Source organism: Dyadobacter frigoris (assembly GCF_005280585.1).
GTDB classification, from domain to species: Bacteria; Bacteroidota; Bacteroidia; order Cytophagales; family Spirosomataceae; genus Dyadobacter; species Dyadobacter frigoris.
Genome location: NZ_SZVO01000007.1, coordinates 239,499 through 258,640, shown reverse-complemented (window position 1 = coordinate 258,640; position 19,142 = coordinate 239,499). Strand labels below are relative to the sequence as shown.

Sequence of the window (19,142 nt, the reverse complement as noted above, 5' to 3'; positions counted from 1 at the left end):
ATAAACAGGAAGTAACTTGTCAAAAGGTAATAATTGATTAGCAGGACGCAACGCTTTATAGAATTTTTTTCGTGGAAAATGTTTTGAGTACGATCTTTTTACAAACAATTCGTATACGTTGATTTTAGAAAATGACGTTTCAAATAATGGGAACTTACACGCCCGTTCGCTGTTTGAAAAGAATGACCTTAACTCCTGACAATTATGATTTCAATGGTCTTAGTTTTTTTAACAAACATATTTACACCGTTTTCACATGAATTAGCGGCGCAATCTATTCCTGTCGTAACAAGAAATGTCGTTGCCGAAAAGACCAAATTCATCGTTTTTTCAGGTTCTGACTGGTGTAAAAGCTGTATTCGGTTTAGAAAAAAGGTTTTGAGCGATCCTGCATTTGAAACATTTGCAAAAGAAAATCTGGACGTTGTGGTTGCAGACTTTCCGCAGAGAATAAAACTTCCCAAAGAGGTTGTCGAGCAAAATGAAGCTTTGGCAGAAAAATATAATCCAAAAGGCGTTTTCCCCAATCTGGTGCTGATTTCTCCGAATGGATCGCATTCCGAAATTATCGAGTACTCAAACCAGACGCCACAGGAATTTGTAAACGAATTGAAAAATTATTTACAACGCTTAAATGAATGAGTTTCGGTTAGTCGAAAAGTTGATGGGTTCGGCTTTTGAACTGATCATTGTTGATGATGACAAATCAAAAGCCGAAGAACTTTTGCAGGAAGGAAGAGCCGAAATCAAGCGGTTGGAAAGTTTACTTACCGAATTTGACGAATCGTCTTTTACGTCTCAGCTCAATATAAATGCAGGAATAAAACCAGTGCAGGTCGATGCAGAAGTTTATAAACTGATCAAACGATGCATCAACATTTCAAACCTCACACAAGGCGCTTTTGACATTACCGTCGGACCTTTAAAAAAGTTATATAATTTCAAGAACGAGAAGTTTGTATATCCAGAGAAACATGCGGTAAAAAAGACAATTTCTTTAATTGGATCGCAGCAGATTTCTTTTTTAAGCGACAACTTTATTTTTCTCAAAAAGAAAGGAATGCATATAAGTTTTGCGGCAGTTGGAAAAGGTTATGCAGCGGATAAAGTAAAACAGTTGTGGCTTGCAAAAGGCGTGCAGAATGGCGTTATCAATGCTAGCGGAGATTTAACTGTTATTGGTAAAAAATCGGAAGAAAAACCGTGGCAAATTGGTATTGCAAACCCGGATTCAGCCAATGAAGTTTTATGTTATCTGCCGATTGAAAATGCTTCTATTGCCACTTCCGGAGATTATGAGCAATTTTTTATGCACAAGGGAAAACGATATTCGCATAACATTGATCCGAGAACGGGAAAACCGGTGAGCGGTATAAAAAGTGTAACAGTAATAAGCCCGGGTGCGGAGTTGTGTGACGCCCTGGCAACGGCCGTTTACGTGATGGGTGTGGAAGTCGGTTTGCATTTTATAAATCAGCTTCCTCAAACGCATTGTTTAATAATTAATGACAAAAATGAAGTGTTTCCCTCACGAAACCTTAACTTTAAATATGCGGAGAAATAAAATATATAGTTGGATTTTAGGTATCATGCTAATGCTTGGCGGATTCGGCTGCAAGGCTGTAAAACCTTATCAGCGCGTATATCTCAATGATCCGGAAATGCAGATGGGAAGTAATTCAGGGAAAAAATTTGAGGAATACGTGGAAAGTATCCGTGAAGGAGATACGCCGGCAGCTGGTACAAAATCGAGTGGCGGCTGCGGATGTAATTAGCATATTATGAAAAGAAAATTTTTACTGGCAGGATTACTTAGTGTATTTTTATTCAAGGCGAAAGCGCAGTCTTCTGATAGTACGTATCAAAAAAATACTGTTTCCAAAACAGATATTGAAGTCGTTTATTCGCATTATATTCAAAACGGACATAACTCTGCTGTTACTGGCGGAATTGGGACCGAGAAAATGACGGTTTATTCTCCGTCGGTACGGATTGCTCATACTTTCAAAGAATTTAATACAATTCGTTTTGTAGGAGGTGCAGATGTAATCAGCTCTGCATCAGTGGATAATATCGATTTTGTGATGTCGTCTGCTTCCCGGAGAGATACGCGGTCTTATGGAACACTGAACTATCAGCGGCAGTTGAAAAAGAAAGATATCAGACTCGGAATTGGTTCCGGTTTTTCTATCGAATCTGACTATATGTCAATTCCGCTTTTCCTTTCGGCAGACTATGTTAACCCGTCAAAAACCAGAACTTTTTCTATTGATTTACAGGCTTATTTTGATGATCTGAGATGGGGACGACTGGATCCTGATTATTATCACGCAGTAAAATTGATTTATCCCGTTGAGCTCAGGTATAAAAAGTGGTTTGATAATTACCGACGGGATTCTTATAATGTAAAACTTGGTTTTACCCAAAGCATAAACCCACGGCTTGTACTCGGTATTTTTCCGGAGTTTGCTTACCAAAAAGGATTGCTGTCAACATCTTTCCACCGGGTTTATTTTAACAATGATTCACTGAAAGTTGAAAATCTCCCGGGTGATCGTTTTAAGTTTCCGGTTAGTTTGAGACTGAATTATTTCATGGGCAGCAGGACAATCCTGAAATTAAACTACGGTTTTTATTGGGATAGTTTTGATATACTTGGCAACAGTATTGAACTTGAAGCGGCGGTGAAAATTTCTTCGCAGTGGACGATTGCGCCGTTTTTCAGATACTACAAGCAGTCTGGTTCTGATTATTTTAAGCCTTACAAGCAACATAATATCTCGGAGAAATATTATACCTCAGATTATGATCTGTCCTCTTTCCAAACTTATAAGCCGGGAATAAATCTGAGATTTCTTCCGTCTCAATATTTAACAAAGAGAATTTCTTTTGATGAGTTAAATTTGCGCTATACTTATTTTCACAGATCTAATGGTTTGAATGCTCATATTATTACTTTGGCACTTAAATTTGGCAGAGAAAAAAGGTCTTTCAGGGATATGGAGTAACTTTTATTTAAAGGTGTGGATATACAAATCGCCAATATTTTGACTTTATACCCAATATTTCATATCTTAAAGCGAGATTTTCAAAATAATATATTAAATAATTTAAATTTCCACGCATCCATTAGGCGCTCGTCATCGTATATTTGATGAGCATTGTATTTTTATTGAAATTATTAGAATGACTCAGTCCGTAGTTTTAGCACCCATTACCGAAAGTTTACCAGAGTTTATTAATTCCGGGCAGTATTCAAAAGTGATTGTAATAGCAGATAACAATACCCGCAAGTACTGTTATTCATTGATCAAGCCCCTTTTGGGAAAACATAAGCTTGTGACTGTGCCAAGCGGTGAAAAGCATAAAGTGCTGGCCACATGTGAAACCATCTGGGAATCCATGACAGCCGCAGAATTGGACAGACATGCATTAGTGATCAATATCGGTGGTGGTGTAATAGGGGATATGGGGGGATTTTGTGCGGCAGTTTACAAACGTGGAATAGATTTTATACAGATACCAACAACGTTGCTTTCACAGGTTGATGCGAGTGTTGGGGGGAAATTGGGGATTGATTTTCAGGGATTTAAAAATCATTTGGGTGTTTTTAATATTCCAAAAAGTGTTTTGATTGATCCGTTTTTCCTAAAAACTTTACCGGAAAGAGAAATCCGTTCAGGCTTTGCAGAAGTGATAAAACATTGCCTGATCGCTGATGCTGATAAATGGAAAGTGATCCGTCAAAATGATTTTGAAGAACAAAACTGGACAGATTTGATTGCACATTCGGTAAAGATCAAACAGGAAATTGTAAATCAGGATCCTACGGAAAAAGGATTAAGAAAGGTTTTGAATTTCGGGCATACGCTTGGGCACGCTGTTGAAACGTATTTCCTTGCAAAAAGTGAAAATGAAAGATTGTACCACGGCGAAGCGATTGCAGTTGGTATGGTCATGGAAAGTTACCTTTCCTATAAAAGAGGCCTTATTGATCAGAAAACATTGATTGATATTGAGGAGTTTATCTTTGCAACGTATGGCAGGGTATTGATTAAGGATTCTGATGTTGAAGCAATTATTGCATTAACTCGACAAGATAAAAAGAACAGAGGAAGCGAAATTCGTTTTTCTCTTCTGGAAGGAGCTGGAAAATGTGGGTATGACATTGTGGTTTCCGTTCCTGAAATGCGTAAAGCAGTAGCTTATTATATGGGGTAGATCTGGTGACAGGACGGCATAAGCTATTGATTAGTGGGTTTTCAAAATTAGAGTAAATAATATCTATTTATAACCTGACAAAATTAATTGCTTATGCTGAAGTCTATTAAACCTTATGCCGCTTTATTAGTGATATTGATGTTAGCGGGTTGCTCGGGTGGTCGTAAAGTGTTTGTTGAACACGACTACAGTTATGAAACAAACTTTAAAGATTATTCTTCCTATACCTTTCTGGAATGTGAGCGGGATACCAACAATCTTTGTACAGAAATTTACGAGGCCATTCGCCGCCAGATGCAGGTAAGAGGTTACAAGCTTACTGCTGAAAAACCAACGCTATTAGTGAATTATGGTATTTTCTATGATAATCTTCGCTATCAGGGTTACATGCAGCCGGTCATAAAAAACTGGGTGGATACCGAAAACGATGGTTTCAGGTACGAGCCGATAAAATATGCCCTGGATAAGGGAACATTAATCGTTTCCTTGATTGATGCCGAGAGTGATCAGGTTGTGTGGAGAGGTTATGCCTCGGGTATTTTTAAAGGTGTGGATAACTCAAATAATCATTACCGAAGTGTTGTGCGGAGGATTTTTGACCAATATCCGCTTTTTGCAAAAGGATATGATCCGCGAAGATATAGCGAAGCTGTCGGAAGATAGATAAAAGAAGAGCCCGTCGAAAATTTTCCGACGGGCTCTTCTTTTATCTCAATTTCAGAGTTGCAAGTGTCAAAATTGCCAGGATAATTCCGACTACCCAGAAACGGGTTACAATTTTTGCTTCGTGTATACCTTTTTTCTGATAATGATGATGAAGCGGGGACATGAGTAAAATTCGCCTGCCTTCGCCAAATTTCTTTTTGGTATATTTAAAATAGCTGACTTGCATAATAACGGAGACCAGTTCGGACAGGAACACGCCGCATAAAATAGGTATCATTAATTCTTTACGGATTGCTAATGCTACTACCGCGATCACCCCTCCAAGCATCAAACTTCCCGTATCGCCCATAAAAACCTGGGCCGGATAAGCATTATACCAGAGAAACCCGACACATGCCCCGACAAATGCAGCACAGAAAATTACCAGCTCTCCCGAGTTCGGAATATACATGATGTTGAGATACTGAGAGAATTTGGTATTGCCGGAAAGATAGGCCAGAACCCCCAACGTGAGCGCGATGATACCCGAAATACCGGCTGCGAGGCCATCAATTCCATCCGTAATATTGGCTCCGTTGGAAACAGCAGTAATGATAAATATTGCTATAATCGTATAGATCACCCAGGTATATTCTTCCGGAAGCCAGCCAAAAAGTAAAGTCCGGTAATCAAATTCATTGTTTTTTGAAAAAGGAAGTGTTGTTACCATCGGATGAACAATATCCCGGTAACGTTGTACTTCACCAAGCGAAGAGCTTAAAAGTGGCTGGTCGTAAATGCGGATTTTAACATGATCGTTGAAGGAAAGTGTTAACCCAACAATCAATCCAAGCCCAACTTGGCCGACAATTTTAAACCTGCCGTGAAGTCCTTCTTTATTGTTTTTGAATTTTTTAAGATAATCATCAATAAAACCAATCATACCAGTCCATACAGCCGTTATGATCAACAAAACAATATAAACGTTGGAAAGCTTGGCGAATAATAATACCGGAATCAGAAGCGAGGCCAGGATAATAAATCCTCCCATTGTTGGTGTTCCAGACTTTTCCATTTGCCCTTCCAAACCCAGATCACGGATTGATTCTCCTACCTGTTGTCTGCGCAGAAAGTTGATAATCCATTTTCCATAAGTTGCCGCAATAAAAAGCGATAGTACCGTCGCCCCAAGTGCACGGAAAGAAATATATTGAAATACGCCGGCTCCGGGTATGTTAAATTGCTTGTCTAGGTATTCGAATAGGTAATAGAGCATGTAAAATCATGATTAGCGCTTGCAAAGTTGCCTTTTTCTTGCAGACTACGCAATGGAGGCCTGTATTTTTATTCTTTTTGGGAATGAAAATTTAAAAATGCTTCTCTCAAAACCTGTCTGTCGTCAAAATCATGTTTCACGCCACGGATATCCTGATAAGTTTCATGACCTTTTCCTGCGATGAGAATGATATCCTCGGGATTTGCTTCTGCCACGGCTTTGAAAATTGCTTCATGACGATCCGGAATGACGGACGTATTTTTATATTTCAAAGGCGGAACGCCTTTCAGCATCTGGTCAAGAATATCCTGTGGATCTTCATAGCGCGGATTATCAGAAGTAAGAATTACTCTTGTACTCAGATTACAGGCAATTTCTGCCATCTTCGGTCTTTTTTCGGCATCACGATTTCCTCCGCAGCCCACAATCGTGATCACCTGTTCATTTCCATGACGCAGATGCGCGATCGTTTGAAGTACATTTTCCAGAGCATCCGGTGTGTGGGCGTAATCTACAATACCAACAATATTATCAGCCGAATGAATTTGTTCAAATCTTCCCGGAGGACTGTTAAGGTTCGAAAGTGCAGTCAAAACTTCTTCCGGCATTTCTCCCAGAGCAAGCGCGGCACCATAAACGGAAAGTAGATTATACGCATTGAAACGACCAATCACCCGAAACCAGACTTCCTGATTATTAATTTCCATATGCATTCCGGTAAGCGTATCGGAAAGAATTTTTCCGTGGTAAGTCGCTACCGTTTGCAAAGAATAGGTTTCTATCCGTGCTTTGGTATTTTGTACCATCACTGAACCACGGCGATCATCAATATTTACAAGAGCGAAAGCACTTTTTGGTAACTGATCAAAAAAACCTTTTTTCGCCTTGATATAATTATCAAATGTTTTATGAAAATCGAGGTGATCGTGGGTAATATTGGTGAAAATTCCGCCGGCAAATTTCAAACCGGTAATACGATGCTGCGCTACGGAATGAGAACTAACCTCCATAAAAACATGCGAACAACCTTTTTCCAGCATTAAAGCCAGAAGTTGATTAAGTGCAACGGCATCGGGTGTTGTATGGGTGGAAGGAATAACTTCGTCTTCAATCTGGTTTTGAACGGTTGACAACAATCCGCAGCGGTAACCCAGTGCACGGAAAAGCTGGAAAAGAAAAGTGGCTACCGAAGTTTTTCCATTCGTACCCGTAACGCCTACTAATGTTAATTTTTTGGAAGGCTTATCGTAAAAAGAAGCGGCGACATAACCCATCGCCTCAGCCGAATCAATAACCTGAATGTAGGAAACTCCTTCACGCAATGTTTTTGGTAATTCTTCACAAAGAATCGCAACAGCGCCCAGATCAGTGGCTGTATCCATAAACTGGTGCCCGTCTACCTGTGTACCTCTTAGAGCGACAAATAAACTTCCCGGCATAATCCGGCGCGAATCGATGATAATTTTGTTGACAACGACATTATCAGATCCGTGAATTACTACATCTGCAATGCCACTGACTAAGCTATGAATTGGTTTTTGAATACTTTCCATAAATGGATTTTACTGTAATGTTAACAAGATCGTTTTAAGTCCGCTTTTGTTGCTGCCCGGTGGAAGCGATTGGCCCACGACTTTCCCGGAACCTTTAAAGGTTACCCGGAAACCTTTATTTTCCAAAATATATAAGGCATCCCGCATAGGCATTCCCTGCAAATCAGGAATGTCTTTGGATTCAATAGTCCGGGATTTCCATTTCGTTTTATTTCTGGCGATGACTGAACCGGCAGTATATTCCTGGGCATTTTCCGGTAAAGGAGCAAGTTTTAATTCTTCGCCAATTACTTTTAAATCAGAAGTTCTGCCTGCCCATTTTACGAGCTTGTCTTCACCACTTGTTGTATCTTTTTGTGTTTTCTGGATACTTACATCATGTGCATAAATCCGGTCGGCAACTTCCTTGAACACCGGCGCCGCCACACTTCCCGCATAAAGCAGGTAATTTTCCTTGGCGCCACGAGGCGTATCAATGATGACGATACAGCTGTATTTAGGTTTATTTGCAGGAAAATAACCCGCAAAAGAGGTGTAATATTTACCCGCGGTGTGAACTCCGTTAATCAATTTCTGGGCCGTTCCGGTTTTCCCCGCTATTCTGTAAAGATCTGTTTTAATATTTTTTGCAGAACCATGTTCCACTACACCTTCCAGCATAATCTTAATTTTGCGTAAAGTTTCAGGAGAACAAATAGGCTTTTCCGAAACATAAGGCAGGATTTTATCTTCCACCTTTTCTGCGCTTCGGATTTCCCTGACAACCATCGGTCTTACCCAATAGCCATCGTTCGCAACAGCATTGTACATGGCAAGCGTTTGAAGGGGTGTCATGCGCATTTCATATCCGTACGACATAAAAGTCAGCGAATAGTTGTTCCACTGTTTCGACGAGCGGTTTTTGATATAAGGAGGATTTTCTCCCTTCATATGAATTCCCGTCGGTTCAGTCAGGTGGAATTGCTTCAGGTACCCAAGATATTTATCCGGTTTAGAGAAAAAATAACGCTGCATCAGTAAATGAACACCGATATTGGATGATTTTTCAAAAACCTGTGCGGCAGTTAAAATCCCGTGACCACCTCTTTTAGAATCGTTTATGGAAAGTCCTCTGAAACGGATAGAGCCGGTGCCGGTATTAACAGTCACTTTATTTGGATCCATTTTGGTTTCCTCCAAAAGTGCCATCATCGTTGGCAACTTAAAAGTAGAGCCAGGATCCGTACTTCCGGCCAGTGCATAATTAAAAACTTCTTCGTATTTATCGTCAGGACGTTTTGTCAAATTGGCCATAGCACGGATCTCGCCCGTGGCTACTTCCATGACAATAACACAACCAAAATCTGCCTGTGCTTCGGTTAGTTTCCTTCTCAGTGCAATTTCTGCCATATCTTGAAAAGTCATATCCAGCGTCGTATAGATGTCTTTTCCCGTTTCCGGCTGAATATTTAAATTGTCGCCCACAGGAATTTTTATCCCGCCTTCTACCAGCTCAACCCAGTTTATTCCGTCTTTTCCTTCAAGTTTTTTGTCAAAACTTGCTTCAATACCAATATAACCCCGGCCGCTTTTGGGATCGGTTCCGCCAATGGTCCGGTCGGCCATAGGGCTGAAGGGTTTGTAGCGTTTGTAGATCATTTCAAACTTTCCTCCCCCACCCTTTTTGGCACGGGCGAAGAATGGCCACTCCTTTACTTTTTCTCTTTCCAGATAGCCAATTTCTTTATTTTTTAATCTTAAATACCGTTTGCTTTTACTTTTTCGGTATCTGATAAGTTTATCCTTATAGCCGTCAAAAGTATTTTCACCAAAATTCTTAACCAGCAATCGGGCAAGCTGATCTACATTATCATAAAAATAGGTTGAGTCAGCCACTTTGGTGTCAAATCCAACATAGTAATATGGCAATGAAGTGGCCAGCAAACTGCCGTCGCTTGAAAAAATACTTCCCCGCATAGCCGGAATTGTATCCAGTTTCAGGTCATTTTTTTCTGCGTATTCTGCCCAGGTTTTTCCTTTAAATTTAGCATAATACTGAACCTGAATTAGTTTCCCGAAAACCATGATGGCAAAAACAAACAAAAACAGGGCAACAATACGTGCCCGGTAAATCAGTGCTTTTTTATTATTCTGGCCGCTGTCTGTATCGCTTTTCATACCGGATTTTAGAATAATGGAATGAAGTGTATTATTCTTTTCTAATGATTATTTTCTTTGGCGGATTCAGGTTTTCTTCCAATCCATCCGGTTTCACTTTTTCAATGACCACGGATTGTTTTCCGCTTTTTTCATATTCAGCCTGGATGGAAGTGTATTCGGCCCGTAAATCTTCTACCTCTTTTTTTAATTTGATACTGCTTCTGACATACTCCTCAGACTGAAAACCGATTCTTTCATAAATCACCAAAAGAATAACGATCCACCCGAAATAATAGAAATATTTCACAGGAACCCGCTCTTCTTTTCCAGGTAATTTTTCCCCAAAAACCTTATCCAGCGGAAAAAATTTGTTCAGCCAGTTAAAAAGACTGTACTCACGACGTCGTTTTGGTGATTTTTCGGGTGTCGGTTTCGGTCTTCTTTTATTTTCAGCCATGTTTTCTACAACAGTATGTGTTATTAAAAATCATTTGTCAAAATCCGTTTCCAGCACGGTTATGTCACCCCGTTGGGGTTTAAAAATTCGCTCAGGGCAATGTCTTCCTATAATAATGTCATCCCTTCGGGATTTTTATATCAACAATCCCGAAGGGATAAATTTGTTTTTATAACAATATCATTATTCCGCTTAGGTAATTCATCCTTCTGGATTTCTAATGTCAACAATCCCGAAGGGATGACAGTATTATAGAACTTGGAATATCAGCTCAGCATAAACCCTGAAAGGGTGAAATAACCGCAAGAATGCTCCGTTTATTTCCTTATTCACATTGCTATTTTTAAGCCACTGGCAACTCTGCGATTCTCAATTTCGCACTTCTCGCCCGTGGGTTTCTTGCAACTTCTTCAGGTGTTGCTTCAATTGGTTTGCGGGTTATGCTTTTCAGCGGCTTAATTTCATTACCATAAAAATCCTTTTCGACCTCTCCGTCAAATTTTCCTTTTTGAATGAAATTTTTAACCGGCCTGTCTTCCAAAGAATGATATGACATGACTACAAGTCTTCCGCCCGGATTTAATATTTCAGGAACCTGCATTAAAAATTCTTCCAAAACCTTCATTTCATCGTTAACCTCAATCCGTAGTGCCTGGAAAACCTGTGCAAAATATTTGTTTTCGCGATGTTTCGGCGCATATCGCATCAATATTCCTTTCAGGTCATTTATGGTTTCAATAGGCGCATTATGTCTGGCCGAAAAGATTGCTTCCGCCGCTGTACGCGCATTTGTTACTTCTCCATAGCGGCTCAAAATCGATTGTAATTCCGTGGCCGAACGTACATTCAAAACTTCCCGTGCCGTTTTTTCATTGCTTGGGTTCATCCGCATATCAAGATCCGCATCAAAACGTGTAGAAAACCCACGCGCCGGTGTATTGATCTGATGTGACGAAACGCCAAGATCGGCTAAAATACCATCCACTTTTTCAGCTTTATGCAATTTCAAATATCTTTTAATATGTCTGAAATTAGCTGCTATGAAAGTAAATCTCGGGTCGTCTTTCCATTCCGCTGCATTTGCCACAGCATCAGGATCCTGGTCGAAAACCAAAAGGCGTCCGGTTGTTAATTTTTCTAAAATCGCCCGCGAATGACCGCCTCCACCAAACGTAACATCTACGTAGGTTCCGTCAGGACGAATATTCAATCCATCCAGACATTCGGACAGCATTACAGGTTCATGATATGTACTTGGAAGATCCATTTATTAAAAGCAACGTAGATAGGAACTATTTCTTGCCAACAGGCCGTTACAAACTTAGCAATTTTCAATGGTACGAGTTGTGCTTAAGTAGGGATTTAATTTTCTTGTCACACCTGTAATTCTATATTAATAAATTGAATATGAGAGCAATAAAATTGATAATTGTACTTTTTGCCGGTATAAGTCTCTGGGGCTGTCAGTCTTCCGCAGATTCTTCGGTGAAACCAGGAACCTGGCGTGCTACTTTAAGCCGTGACGGACAAACACTTCCGTTCATTCTCGACATCGCGCAAAATACCGACGGAAAAACTTATACCGTTTATTCCCTTAACGGAAACGAACGTTTAAAATTGGATAGTGCGTTTTTTGAAAAGGATTCCCTGCATATTCCAATGCAGCTTTTTGATTCTGAAATTACGGCGTTGGTCGATGGCGATAAATTAACTGGCGTTTATAAAAGGCTTGATGGTAAAACTGTAACGGGTTCGTTGCCGTTCCAGGCCACTTTCGGGGAAAATTATCGTTTTTTCAAAGAGGAAGCTCTTGATGGTGTAAAAAATGTTACCGGAAAATATACGACTATTTTTAAAAATGAGGTAACCATGGATTCAACTGAGGCTGTTGGTAATTTTACACAAAAAGGAAGTATTGTTGAAGGTTCCTTTCTAACACCGACAGGTGATTATCGTTTTCTTTCCGGAAACGTAAAGGGCGATAGTTTGTATTTATCCACTTTTGACGGTTCAAATGCTTATTTGTTTAAGGCCGCTATTTTGAAAGATGGTGTTTTAAAAGGTGCGATGTGGTCTGGAATTAAAGGTTATAAAACATTCACTTCCATTTTGAATGAAAATGCAAAACTACCAGATGCCACCAAACTGACCTACTTAAAGCCAGGTTCGGAAACGGTAGATTTTACTTTTCCGGATGCTGATGGTAAACCTTTATCTTTCAAAGATCCGCGTTTTCAAGGCAAACCTGTAATCATTCAGATTATGGGTTCCTGGTGTCCGAATTGTATGGATGAAACCAATTTCATTGCGCCGTGGTACAAAAAGAATAAAGCACGAGGCGTCGAAATTATCGGACTTGCCTTTGAACATTCCGCGGATCTGGCAGTTTCGGCTCCGAAGCTTAAAAGAATGGTTAACCGGTTTGGCATCGATTATCCAATACTTTTAGCAGGTACGAATACCAACGAGGCAACGGCAAAAGCGTTGCCAATGCTGAACAAAGTAATGTCATATCCGACCACTATTTTTGTTGATAAAAAAGGAAAAGTGAGAGAAATACATACTGGTTTCTCCGGTCCGGGAACGGGAAAATATTATGATGAATTTGTAGCGGATTTTAATCAGCTAATGGATAAACTGATTAGTGAAAAATAAATAAAATTGCACGCATCAGGCATTCAAAAATCTGATGCGTTTTTTTATGCAACAAAATTAGTATGCTTGCATAATATTAATTTGATTTATTACATTTGTAAACGTTACATCACTGACACCCTACCAATCTAAAAGATGCGCAAGGAAAAGACAATTGACTTCCAGATTAAGTGGGCATGGCATTCTATTTCCAGGATGTACAACGCTTATGCTGCCCGGTTTGATACAACTATGGCAGTTGGCTACGTGTTGCTAAATATTGATTTGGAGCATGGTACGCCGGCAACTAAAATTGCGCCCTTGTTAGGAATGGAACCTCGAAGTCTGGTAAGAATGCTGAAAAATCTTGAAGAAAAAGGTTTGATCGTACGTGAAGTGGATGAAAACGACAAGCGTTTTGTAAGAATTGTTTTAACGGATCTTGGTAAGGAAAAAAGAGAACTTTCCCGGGAAGGTGTTCTGTCATTTAATACCATGATCCGTGATAAAATCCCGCTTGAAAAGCTCGTTGTATTTTTTGACGTAATAAAAGATATAAACCGTCTGGTTGAAGAAGAAAACCAGAAATTGAAGGCGTAGGGGCGACCCTCGTGGTCGCCCTCTTCAAATATCCGGAATCATCGTGGTTAATCCGATATTGAATATCCACGATGATTTGTGGTTGATGCAATATTAATAATCCACGATGATCGTGGTTGATCCAATTAATAATTATGGAAGAAAGGGCGGCCACGAGGGCCGCCCCTACGACCCAAATAAAAAAATCAATGAACCGTTCAATTCGTAAAGTCGCCGTTTTGGGCTCCGGTATAATGGGGTCGCGTATTGCTTGCCATTTTGCCAATATTGGAGTAGAAGTTTTACTATTAGATATTGTTCCAAAAGAAGCCAGTGATGCTGAAAAAGCAAAAGGACTGACAACCGATCATCCCGCTGTCCGCAATAGAATTGTCAACGATTCTTTTCAGCAAACATTAAAGGCGACGCCAGCTGCACTTTACAGTCCTGCTTTTGCTTCAAGGGTGAAACTTGGCAATTTTGATGATAATCTAAAAGATATCAGCAACTACGACTGGGTGATCGAAGTAGTTGTTGAGCGCCTTGACATCAAGAAAAGTTTATATGAAAAAGTAGACGCGCTTCGCAAACCCGGAACGCTGATTACTTCCAATACTTCCGGAATACCAATCCATTTGATGGCGGAAGGCCGTAGTGAAGATTTCAAAAAGAATTTTTGCGGAACGCATTTTTTCAATCCTCCGCGTTATTTAAGGTTACTGGAAATTATTCCTACGCCGGAAACCGATCAATCAGTCGTTGATTTTCTGATGCATTATGGCGATTTATTTTTGGGTAAAACAACAGTTCTTTGTAAAGATACACCTGGTTTTATAGCAAACCGGCTTGGTATTTTTGCATTGATCCAAACCATTCGTGTGGCCGAAGAAATGGGCTTGTCGGTGGATGAAGTCGATAAACTAACTGGTCCTGTGGTTGGTCGTCCCAAATCCGGAACCTATCGTTTATCTGATGTTGTCGGATTGGATACTACCGTTCATGTTGCAGCGAATTTATACGCTTCGGGCGAAGGAACGGACGAATCCCGTGGTGCTTTTGTATTACCCGGAATCATGCAGAAAACGTATGATAACAAATGGTTGGGAGATAAAACCGGTCAGGGTTTCTACAAAAAAGTAAAAGACGACAAAGGGAAATCAGTTATTCTGGCACTGGATTTTCAGACATTGGAATACAAACCTTCGGAAAAAGTAAAATTTGCAACGCTGGAAGGTACAAAAGCAATCAGCGATGTAGCCAAACGTTTCAGTGTTCTTTTGGCAGGAAAAGATAAAGCAGGAGAATTTTACAGAAGAACTTTTGCCGATTGTTTCAAATATGCCACGTTCCGTATTCCCGAAATTTCGGATGAAATTTTCAGGATCGATCAAGCCATTTGCGCAGGTTTTGGCTGGCAACTGGGTCTGTTTGAGACCTGGGATGTTATTGGCGTAAAAAGTATGCTGGGCATTATGGAAGAGCTTAATGCAAAACCGGCAACCTGGGTTTATGAAATGCTGGAAGCAGGAAACGAATCTTTTTATAAAGTTGAAAACGGTAAAAGGCTTTATTATGATATTCCATCAAAATCATATAAAGCAATTCCGGGCCAGGAAGGTTTTATTATTTTAAGCAACCTGACGAATAATATTGTCTGGAAAAATGCTGGCGCAAATCTATATGATATTGGTGACGGAATCCTGAATCTGGAATTCAAATCCAAAATGAATACCATGGGTTCCGAAGTGATCGAAGGAATTCAGAAAAGTATAAGTCTCGCAGAAAAAGAGTATCGGGGACTGGTCATTGGAAACGAATCCAGTGAGGCTTTTTCGGCAGGAGCTAATCTGGCCATGCTTTTCATGTTTGCTATCGAACAGGAATTTGACGAGATCAATATGGTTATTGCACAATTCCAGCAAACGATGATGCGTGCTCGTTATTCTTCTATTCCGGTTGTAACGGCACCTCACACGCTTGCATTAGGTGGCGGCTGTGAATTAAATCTTCATGCTGATAAAGTTGTTGCTCATGCCGAAACGTACATTGGTTTGGTAGAATTTGGTGTAGGAATTATTCCCGCCGGTGGTGGTACAAAAGAAATGGCGTTGAGATGCTCGGACATGTATCAGGCGGGCGACACAGAATTGAATATCCTTCAGACTGCTTTCATGAACATAGCTCAGGCAAAAGTTTCGACTTCTGCGCATGATGCCAGAGCCATGAATTATTTGCAGGATAAAGATCAGATCGTACTAAATCGCAGCCGTTTGTTGGCTGAGGCAAAACAGGCAGCCATTGATCTGGCAGATAATGGTTATACCCAACCAAAACAAAGAAATGATATTAAAGTCCAGGGAAAGGCTGGAATGGCACTTTTCATGACGGGGATTGCCCAAATGAAAATTGCTAATTATATCAGTGAACACGATGCCAAAATCGCTAACAAACTGGCCTATGTTATCAACGGGGGAGATTTAAGTTCTCCACAAAATGTAACGGAACAATACCTTTTGGATCTTGAAAGAGAGGCTTTCTTATCACTTTGCGGAGAAAAGAAAACGCTTGAAAGAATGCAGGGGCTATTGAACGGAGGAAAGCCGCCAAGAAATTAATCAGGCTAACCAACGGCTTGGATTGCCGGTTTTGTCAAAAAGAGTATTTGAAAGTTGTCCGATATAGTTGTTCTGCTTGTTTTCAAAGTTTAGATCTTTCAAAATAAGCAGAACTTCTTCTTTTGTCACTTTTCTATATTTAGGATTCATCGTTCCGCCGAATTCACCAGCTTTGGCAGTCGGTTCCCATTGATATTGCGGATTAACAAGACTACCGCGTGGAGCCATTATAGGTGGTGGAGAATCACTTCCTCGGAAATCAAGATTTGCAGGATGGTCCAGACCAAGGCTATGTCCGAATTCATGCGCCGCTGTGGTGGAAGTACCGAGATTATCACTCGTAAGCCAATGCCCGACGTTATCTCCTATTCCGTAGCCCATGAAAGATCTTGTAATATGATTTTCATTTTCAATCCGGATGAAATTATTTTTATAGTTAAAGTTAACCGCAGCTCTAATCATTGCTTCACTTGTTGAGATTATTTTAAACCCGGTTAAAAACAAAACTTTCATTTGTTTTCCGTTGAATTCAACAAAAACTTCCGGCTCGTTATACATTCGGTTTATTTCATCAATTATTTTATTTCCGATTTCCTCAGTAGCCTGTGAACCATATAGATACAATCTTGAAATAATTTCAATCTGATTTTTTTCAAACTTGGGAGTTACGATCGCCGCCATTTAAGTGTGTATATTTTTGATTAATATTTGTATTTATTACAAATTAGTTTGAAAAGTCTATAAATTAGTAGAGTAAGTAGGATATTTTTTAAAATTGTAGTTTCTTGACGTTTACCAATTGGGATCATCTATTTTGTCTATCACAAATTAGTGAATAAAAAGCAGTTATCTTTTGTTATGTCTCATTGGGTTTAGGTTAATCCAGAAATTACATTGGTGAAATAGATTATTGCATCCGGTAAATTCTTTAAGACGAAATTTAGTATACCAATCAACAATGATATCAAAGAAAGCAAAATACGCTCTGAAGGCGCTCAAAGTATTGGCGGAACAATTTGGAAAAGGACCTGTTCTGATTTCATACATCGCAGAAAAAGAAAGAATCCCTAAGAAATTCCTGGAAGCAATTCTTCTGGATCTGAGAAATAATGGCGTTTTACAAAGCCAAAAGGGGAAAGGTGGAGGTTATTTGCTTAGGATCCCTCCCAGCGAAGTCAGTTTTTCAAAAGTACTCCGCATCATTGACGGTCCGATTGCACCGGCACTTTGCGTTTCTATGTTCTTTTATGGAAGATGTGAAGACTGCAAAGACGAAGAAACATGTAGCCTGCGTACAGTGTTGGAAAAATGGAGAGATGCTAACCTCGCCGTTTTGGACCAGACTACACTTAATGATTTATTGCAGCAAGGTACGGGAGAGCATTTGCTTGCTGTTGAGTCGTAAGCCGGTCATTTCTGACATAAAGTCTAACATCATACAAATCGGAGACCAGCGTATAATGCTGGTGGATGAAATTTGCTATCGCAGGGAAGTTTTCAACTCCCTGCGTTTTTTTATCCTGTACCCACATACTGTTTTTTCCAACTGCATCCAGAAAAACGGCTGGCTTAGTCCTGTTGAGGTCGCTGAGGTATCGGCTGAGATATTTTTCCTGCAAGGGATGTTTGAATATTGAGCGTTCTGAATGGTTTTCTGCTGTTCCCTGCGCTAGCTGCGCTTCAACATAATATTGACATTGCCAGCCCCAGACTACCATATAATCTCCCGCTTTTGTAAATTTTTTCAATTCAGTCACAACCGGATTTTCTGCCAGTTTGTTGGCTCCGTCTGTTGATTCAAAGGTATTGAGTCTGTGCTCTTTCCGATAGTTGATGGCATCATTTCCTGCAAACCACAGTAACAGCAACACGGGGAAAACTGCAAACCAGTTATGCCGTTTTGACAAACCGTAACCAGCCAGAAGTATCCAGGGATAAATACAGAAGTTCAAATAGTGAATAAAAGTATTACCGGATTTTGTAGCGGCATAAATTCCGGCCAGGATCAGCATTATTAATGTAGCGGGAAGTATGAATTGAGTCTGCGGTTTTTTATAAGAATCAGGAAGGAATGCTTTTGCAATTCCCAAAACAATCGGAATAAACAATACAAGTGAATAAATCTTGAAGTCAGGACTTAACATGATCAGATTGATCATTTGCCCGGGAATTGACAGCCAGTTGTTTTCGCCTGCATAAATTACGTTTCCCAGTAGATAAAAATCAATAAAATCATTAAAAACATGATTTGCAGTAGCCCAGATAAATAACGAAACCGGAAAAGCCAGTCCTCCGGCAAGCAAAAACAAAAGCGGTTTAATCTGCTTTGTTTTTCTGAAATAATGATAGCAAATCCAAAGCGCGGCCAAGACAATAACCATGGCCTGTGGCACTGATTGTAATTTTGCAAAAGGCATCATTCCGGCAACCAAGCCAAGAGAAAAGGTGGAAATTTGTGACGGATTTTTGCTCTTCGTGATTTTTGATAATAGCCAGATCGTCAAAGTCAATAAAAAAACGGGAAGCTGTTCGCTGGAATAATGGACAAAATCTGTTTCCTGAGTAAAGGCAAGAAAAACAGCGGGTGCGGCGATCGTTAGCCTGGCCACAGATTCTCCATACCAGTTTTGCATCGCCAAAAAGACAAAAAGTAATGCGCCAATAGTACAAAGTAGGCCCATTCCCCGTCCATTGGTATAGTCGATTTGAAAGCCAAAAAGTTTAGGGACAACAAGAAGATAATTATCCAAGGGGCCTATTGTAGTTCCGTCAACCGAGCGCCAGTAAACAGGATCTTCATACAAAGTAATGGCATGACTAAGCATTTGGCTTTCGTCTGCATTAATTTCCCGATTCAAAACAAGAACTGGCATACGCATAAAAACGAGAAGCAGTATCGTCAGTACGAGAAATAATTTTGCAGGAATTAATTTATAAACAGCAGAAAAAATGACGACTCCCGCCAGCAAATAACCAAGAAGCCAGTATAATGTGGGAGTACTGTCGAAAGTTACCATACGATC

At 40.0% G+C, this 19,142-nt stretch carries 17 protein-coding genes; 10 read left to right on the top strand and 7 right to left on the bottom strand.

Annotation, left to right across the window (positions count from 1 at the left end):
• Positions 1–204 precede the first annotated feature (204 nt).
• The 6 genes from FDK13_RS16490 to FDK13_RS16465 all read left to right on the top strand — a co-directional run bounded on the left by FDK13_RS16490 (position 205) and on the right by FDK13_RS16465 (position 4,884).
• A complete protein-coding gene (locus FDK13_RS16490) occupies positions 205–642 on the top strand; it encodes a thioredoxin family protein (protein WP_137341104.1) in 438 nt (145 codons plus the stop codon).
• The gene (locus FDK13_RS16485; protein WP_137341103.1) at positions 635–1,564 is read left to right on the top strand and encodes an FAD:protein FMN transferase; all 930 of its coding nucleotides are present in this window, start codon (positions 635–637) and stop codon (positions 1,562–1,564) included. The genes FDK13_RS16490 and FDK13_RS16485 overlap by 8 nt, the downstream gene beginning before the upstream one ends.
• Entirely contained in the window at positions 1,551–1,775 is a 225-nt protein-coding gene (locus tag FDK13_RS16480; RefSeq protein ID WP_137341102.1) for a DUF4266 domain-containing protein, read from the top strand. Before FDK13_RS16485 ends, FDK13_RS16480 begins: the two co-directional genes overlap by 14 nt.
• Positions 1,776–1,781: 6 nt before the next feature.
• The gene (locus FDK13_RS16475; RefSeq protein ID WP_137341101.1) at positions 1,782–3,008 is read left to right on the top strand and encodes a DUF3570 domain-containing protein; all 1,227 of its coding nucleotides are present in this window, start codon (positions 1,782–1,784) and stop codon (positions 3,006–3,008) included.
• A gap of 178 nt (positions 3,009–3,186) precedes the next feature.
• Positions 3,187–4,221, top strand: coding sequence for a 3-dehydroquinate synthase (gene aroB, locus FDK13_RS16470; RefSeq protein WP_137341100.1), 1,035 nt, complete (start codon positions 3,187–3,189; stop codon positions 4,219–4,221).
• Between the two features lie 87 nt (positions 4,222–4,308).
• Positions 4,309–4,884: a DUF4136 domain-containing protein gene (locus FDK13_RS16465; RefSeq protein WP_137341099.1), complete on the top strand. Its 576-nt coding sequence runs from the start codon at positions 4,309–4,311 to the stop codon at positions 4,882–4,884.
• Between the two features lie 43 nt (positions 4,885–4,927).
• On the opposite strand, the gene mraY is transcribed toward FDK13_RS16465, so the two are convergent.
• The 5 genes from mraY to rsmH form a co-directional block, all read right to left on the bottom strand.
• On the bottom strand, positions 4,928–6,142 hold the full coding sequence (mraY, locus tag FDK13_RS16460; protein ID WP_137341098.1) for a phospho-N-acetylmuramoyl-pentapeptide-transferase: 1,215 nt from the start codon (positions 6,140–6,142) through the stop codon (positions 4,928–4,930).
• Positions 6,143–6,210: 68 nt separating this feature from the next.
• Positions 6,211–7,695, bottom strand: coding sequence for a UDP-N-acetylmuramoyl-L-alanyl-D-glutamate--2,6-diaminopimelate ligase (locus tag FDK13_RS16455; RefSeq protein WP_137341097.1), 1,485 nt, complete (start codon positions 7,693–7,695; stop codon positions 6,211–6,213).
• A 9-nt stretch (positions 7,696–7,704) separates the two neighbouring features.
• Complete coding sequence (locus tag FDK13_RS16450) at positions 7,705–9,852, bottom strand: PASTA domain-containing penicillin-binding protein (protein ID WP_137341096.1); 2,148 nt, start codon at positions 9,850–9,852, stop codon at positions 7,705–7,707.
• A gap of 31 nt (positions 9,853–9,883) precedes the next feature.
• A complete protein-coding gene (locus tag FDK13_RS16445) occupies positions 9,884–10,291 on the bottom strand; it encodes an FtsL-like putative cell division protein (protein WP_137341095.1) in 408 nt (135 codons plus the stop codon).
• A 343-nt stretch (positions 10,292–10,634) separates the two neighbouring features.
• Complete coding sequence (rsmH, locus tag FDK13_RS16440) at positions 10,635–11,558, bottom strand: 16S rRNA (cytosine(1402)-N(4))-methyltransferase RsmH (protein WP_137341094.1); 924 nt, start codon at positions 11,556–11,558, stop codon at positions 10,635–10,637.
• 140 nt (positions 11,559–11,698) lie between these two features.
• On the opposite strand from rsmH, the gene FDK13_RS16435 reads away from it, so the two are divergent.
• From FDK13_RS16435 to FDK13_RS16425, 3 genes are all read left to right on the top strand, one after another.
• Positions 11,699–12,946, top strand: a complete 1,248-nt coding sequence (locus tag FDK13_RS16435) for a peroxiredoxin family protein (protein ID WP_137341093.1) — start codon at positions 11,699–11,701, stop codon at positions 12,944–12,946.
• A gap of 135 nt (positions 12,947–13,081) precedes the next feature.
• Complete coding sequence (locus FDK13_RS16430) at positions 13,082–13,525, top strand: MarR family winged helix-turn-helix transcriptional regulator (RefSeq protein WP_137341092.1); 444 nt, start codon at positions 13,082–13,084, stop codon at positions 13,523–13,525.
• 188 nt (positions 13,526–13,713) lie between these two features.
• A complete protein-coding gene (locus FDK13_RS16425) occupies positions 13,714–16,119 on the top strand; it encodes a 3-hydroxyacyl-CoA dehydrogenase/enoyl-CoA hydratase family protein (RefSeq protein ID WP_137341091.1) in 2,406 nt (801 codons plus the stop codon).
• On the opposite strand, the gene FDK13_RS16420 is transcribed toward FDK13_RS16425, so the two are convergent.
• The gene (locus FDK13_RS16420) at positions 16,120–16,800 is read right to left on the bottom strand and encodes a M10 family metallopeptidase domain-containing protein (protein WP_137341090.1); all 681 of its coding nucleotides are present in this window, start codon (positions 16,798–16,800) and stop codon (positions 16,120–16,122) included.
• Between the two features lie 277 nt (positions 16,801–17,077).
• On the opposite strand from FDK13_RS16420, the gene FDK13_RS16415 reads away from it, so the two are divergent.
• Positions 17,078–17,524, top strand: coding sequence for an RrF2 family transcriptional regulator (locus tag FDK13_RS16415; protein WP_137341089.1), 447 nt, complete (start codon positions 17,078–17,080; stop codon positions 17,522–17,524).
• Here FDK13_RS16415 and FDK13_RS16410 read toward each other — a convergent pair.
• On the bottom strand, positions 17,469–19,136 hold the full coding sequence (locus tag FDK13_RS16410; protein WP_137341088.1) for a hypothetical protein: 1,668 nt from the start codon (positions 19,134–19,136) through the stop codon (positions 17,469–17,471). The two genes, FDK13_RS16415 and FDK13_RS16410, sit on opposite strands and share 56 nt — an antisense overlap.
• Positions 19,137–19,142: the final 6 nt, after the last annotated feature.